This window comes from Peptoniphilus indolicus ATCC 29427 (assembly GCF_000227315.1).
GTDB classification, from domain to species: Bacteria; Bacillota; Clostridia; order Tissierellales; family Peptoniphilaceae; genus Peptoniphilus; species Peptoniphilus indolicus.
Genome location: NZ_JH165061.1, coordinates 923,396 through 926,581 on the forward strand (window position 1 = coordinate 923,396; position 3,186 = coordinate 926,581).

The following is a 3,186-nucleotide window of genomic DNA, read 5'->3' on the forward strand; positions in this document are numbered from 1 at the left end:
TTTATCATATAAAGATAATTAGCAATTATAAAAGTACATTTGAGAAATTAAATAAAAAAGCAGAGACCTTTTTTATTTGAAAGTGCTATGTTATTATTGACTCAATAAAAAGAGAGGAAAACTATGAATAAAATACTATTGATAGAAGATGATAGACAAATAAGTGATTCAATTAAATCTTTTTTAGATTCGAAAGGGTATCAGACTACAACTGCATATTCATACACAGAAGCTATCACTAAGCTTGATGAGAATTTTGATTTAGCTATATTGGACTTAAATTTACCGGATGAATCTGGAATAATTCTTTTGAAGAAATTAAAAGATAGAAATACAAGAGTGATAATAGCAACAGTAAAAGATGATGAAAATTTTATAGTGGAAGCTCTTGATAAAGGAGCAGATGACTATTTAACAAAGCCTTTTAATTTGAGTGTTTTAAGAGCTAGAATTGATGCCAGTTTAAGAACCATACCTATAAAAGTTGGGAATAAAATAGAAGTTGGAGAATGTGTTTTAGATTTGGATAAGGCTATTATTTTCTATGAAAGTAAACAAGTTGATTTCACGAGTTTAGAGTATGAAGTGATGAGCCTTTTTATAAAAAATCCAAATAGAATATTTACACGAGAACAGCTTTTAGAGAGATTTTGGGAAAATAAAAATCAATTTGTCAACGATAACACATTAACAGCAACGATTAGGCGGATAAGAAATAAAACATCAAAGACATTATTAAAAACTGTGCGTGGAATTGGATATAGAATGGAAATATTATGATTTATGTATTTTGGATTTTAAGTTTATTTTTGCTATATGTATTTATAGAACATAAAAAGAGAGATAGAATAAACGAAATTTTAAATTTAGTTGATAATTTGTATAAAAAAGATTATAAAATTCCGATGAAACAAGATGATTTTTCAATTCTTGAGGATACGATATACAAGTTATTTTTAGAAATTATAGAGGAAAAAGAAAAATTTAAAAAATATTCTAAAACTCAATTAAAAAATGTAGAAGATATTTCTCACCAAATAAAAACTCCTATAATGACAATGTTACTTGATATAGAAACTTTAGAAAGAGAAAACTATGAAAATAGAGAAATTCAAAAGTTAAAGTTTCAATTAAATCGATTAAACTCGTTAGTGGGAATTTTGCTTAAGTTATCAAGTTTAGATGCACAGCTGGATAAAATGAAAAGGGAAAAATTTTATGTTGAGGAAGTATTTGAATATGCTCTAGATATTTTAGAAACTGAAATTGATAAGAAAGAGATAGAAATAATAAAAGACTGTTCAGATGAGTATATATATGGAGATTTCTACTGGATAAATGAAGCAATAATTAATATTTTAAAAAATGCGGTTGATTTGGAAAGTTGCACAAAAATAATTATTTCAGTAAAAGATAATCCAATTTTACGTTAATTAATATATGTGATAATGGTGGTGGAATAGACAAAAAATATAAAGATAAAATATTCCAAAGATTTTATAAAACACCTGATTCAAAAGGATTTGGAATTGGATTAGCCATGGCTAAAGTAATAATAGAAAGTAACAATGGAGAGATAAGTGTTGAGAATATTCAAGATGGGGCAAATTTTAAAATTAAAATTTATAAATGATATTTTAAAAGAGAACTTAGTAGCTTAAAGTTCTCTTTTGTCATTTTAAAATCACTTTAGTTGTATATTATTTATGTAAGAATCAAGAGGTGATAAATATGGAAATATTGAGAGTAGATAATTTAAAAAAAGTCTATGGAAATGGAGAAAATAAAATAAAGGCATTAAATGATGTAAGTTTCAAAGTTGAAAAAGGGGAATTTTTAGCTATTATGGGTCCAAGTGGTTCTGGAAAATCTACATTAATTCATTGCATAGGGGGTGTTGATACGCCAACAAGTGGAGAAATTTTTATAGAAGGTACAAATATCTCAAAATATTCTCAAAAGGAATTAGCACTTTTTAGACGTAGAAAGGTGGGACTGATATATCAATTTTACAATCTCATTCCAAATTTAACAGTAAGACATAACATAGAACTTCCTATAAAATTGGATGGCAGGAAGGTGGATGAAAAATTTTTTGAAGAAATAGTTAAAAAATTGGGAATAGAATTAAAACTTGATAACTTTCCAAATGAACTATCAGGGGGGCAACAACAAAGAGTGGCTATAGCAAGAAGTTTGATTTATAAACCATCAATTATTTTAGCTGATGAGCCAACAGGAAACTTGGATAGAAAAAATTCGCAAGACACAATAGATATTCTAAAGTATTTTAATCATAGCTTAAATCAGACAATTATCATAATTACCCATGATGAAAGAGTGGCTTTGCAAACAGATAGAATTATTTCAATAGAAGATGGAAAAATATGCGGAGATGAGAAAAATGGCTAAAAAGAATATTTCTATAACAATATCTACTTTTATTGCATCTTTTGTAATTTCAATTTTAGGATATATTTTAATAACACAAAATTTAGAAATTTATAATTCTTATGTAGAAGCTATGCCTGAACATATGACATTGTATTCTAAAATAGGTGAAAACAAGATAGAACTGATTAAAAATTTAGAAAATATAAAATCGGTAGGATTTAGAAGTGACCCAAAGTCTTTAAAATATAAATCGGATTTGTTTACAATAAATAGATTCGATGAAAATTATTTTAAAATGCAAAAAGATTTCTTGAAGAGTGGGACATTTCCAGATAACTCAAATGAATTAATAGTTTCAGAAAAAACTATGGATAGATTTAAGTTTAAATTGGGAGATGATATACAGGTTCAATCAGGGGATAGATTATTAAAGGGAAACATAATAAATCCAACATTTGGATATAACAAAAATGAAAAGTTTAGAGAAGATAATAAAATGGTTTTTAAAATAGTCGGGATATTTAAAAATCAGTCTGATAAAAAAATTCAAAATGTATATTCAAAATTAACAGAAGAAAAAGAACTCTATCCTTGTATAAAAGTTAATCGATTAGACAAAATATATGATACAAAGTTGGACATAGAAAAAATAGTTGGAGAAAAAAATTTAGTCATAGAGAATATAAATTTATTAAGATTTTTGAAAATAGATGAAACTGGAGTACATCCTTTGAGTTTTATCGGAATTAACCTTCTTCCAATTATAGTTATAACAGTAATATTTATATTTAT

Annotated in this window: 3 protein-coding genes and 1 pseudogene; all 4 read left to right on the forward strand. The window is 26.1% G+C overall.

Annotation, left to right across the window (positions count from 1 at the left end; genetic code table 11):
• The first annotated feature begins 123 nt into the window (after positions 1-123).
• Complete coding sequence (locus HMPREF9129_RS04205) at positions 124-780, forward strand: response regulator transcription factor (RefSeq protein WP_004820686.1); 657 nt, start codon at positions 124-126, stop codon at positions 778-780.
• Positions 777-1,633: pseudogene (locus tag HMPREF9129_RS04210) on the forward strand (sensor histidine kinase). The gene HMPREF9129_RS04205 and the pseudogene HMPREF9129_RS04210 overlap by 4 nt, the downstream one beginning before the upstream one ends.
• 98 nt (positions 1,634-1,731) lie before the next feature.
• A complete protein-coding gene (locus HMPREF9129_RS04215) occupies positions 1,732-2,412 on the forward strand; it encodes an ABC transporter ATP-binding protein (protein ID WP_004820689.1) in 681 nt (226 codons plus the stop codon).
• The coding region (locus tag HMPREF9129_RS11660; RefSeq protein ID WP_040552299.1) for a hypothetical protein at positions 2,405-3,186 on the forward strand (782 nt) is incomplete at its 3' end. The genes HMPREF9129_RS04215 and HMPREF9129_RS11660, both read left to right, overlap by 8 nt.

Coding starts and splice junctions, on each gene's coding strand:
- HMPREF9129_RS04205 (WP_004820686.1), top strand. CDS start 124: ATGAATAAAATACTATTGATAGAAGATGATAGACAAATAAGTGATTCA.
- HMPREF9129_RS04215 (WP_004820689.1), top strand. CDS start 1,732: ATGGAAATATTGAGAGTAGATAATTTAAAAAAAGTCTATGGAAATGGA.